This is a genomic window from Providencia sp. CIM-Carb-044, assembly GCF_033901115.1.
Taxonomy (GTDB): domain Bacteria; phylum Pseudomonadota; class Gammaproteobacteria; order Enterobacterales; family Enterobacteriaceae; genus Providencia; species Providencia hangzhouensis.
This window is the reverse complement of the sequence record NZ_JAXADV010000059.1, coordinates 1-1,116: the sequence shown is the minus strand read 5'-3', so window position 1 is coordinate 1,116 and position 1,116 is coordinate 1. Positions and strand designations below refer to the sequence as shown.

Annotated in this window: 1 protein-coding gene; it reads right to left on the bottom strand. The window is 49.0% G+C overall.

Annotation, left to right across the window (positions count from 1 at the left end):
- Positions 1-162: 162 nt before the first annotated feature.
- Positions 163-987 (bottom strand): oxacillin-hydrolyzing class D beta-lactamase OXA-9, encoded by an 825-nt coding sequence (locus SJ312_RS23240; RefSeq protein WP_000722315.1) that lies wholly within the window; start codon positions 985-987, stop codon positions 163-165.
- Between the last annotated feature and the right edge of the window lie 129 nt (positions 988-1,116).

The window sequence follows — 1,116 nt, the reverse complement described above, 5'->3', positions numbered from 1 at the left end:
GCACGCTTAAAAATAATAAAAGCAGACTTGACCTGATAGTTTGGCTGTGAGCAATTATGTGCTTAGTGCATCTAACGTTCAAGGTGAGCGGACTCGCGCGGCTTTATGCGCGAGGTCCGCTCGAGCGCAGGGTTATGCATCTGCTCTCGATGACGCCACATATCATTTGTTACCCATCAACACGGGTAATTCCACGAGAATATCCTCTCGTGCTTTAGACCCGCCGGGAATATCGGACTTTTCCTTTCCTATTTCCAATCGGGCGAAAACAACTTGCCGTCCGTTTTTTTCAGCCCAGCCCACGAACCAGCCCTGCGGACGACTTTCATTTATCTTGCCGTTATTGTCCCGAAGCCAGCCGCTGCCGCTTTTTCCATGTACAGCCCATCCTTCGGCTGCCTGGTACTGCGGGATTGTGGCATACGCCATGTCATAAGCCGCTTCGGATACAGGCAGCTTATGCGCGACAAAGCGTAGAAGAAACTGAATTTGCTCCTTGGGAGATATGGTGAGCGACGACATCAGCCATGACTGGGTCAAGCCGTTATGCTTCCCCGAGTCACCGGAAACATCTTGATTACCGTACTCAAATTTCTTTACGTATTCCGTGAACCGATCAACTCCCAGACGGCTTGTTAATTGCTGCGAGAACCAGACAACAGAGTCGCTTTGCCATAGCGCCGGATAGACTTGTTTGTATGTGCGATCTCTCGGAGACGGGTTGTATTCCGGCTTCAATTCCCACGTAGGTGATTTTGGCGACTGCAAGATTCCACTATCAAACCCCATGATTGCCAATGGAAGTTTAAAAGACGAGCACGGAGACACACGACGGGCACATTCTCCGGTCTCATATAAGGTATTTCCGGTAATGGCGTCTGCGATGATGGTGCATTTAAGCGTTTCAACCTCATCAGAAGCCACGGAACTGATTGGGAGAGTGGCGGAAACGAACACCAACATATGCAGCAGCAAAATTTTTTTCATCAAGGTATCCTTCATTGCTCCGCTGTGCGCTTAATAGGTGCATAACTTTGTTTTAGACATTATTTGCCGACTACCTTGGTGATCTCGCCTTTCACGTAGTGAACAAATTCTTCCAACTGATCTGCGCGC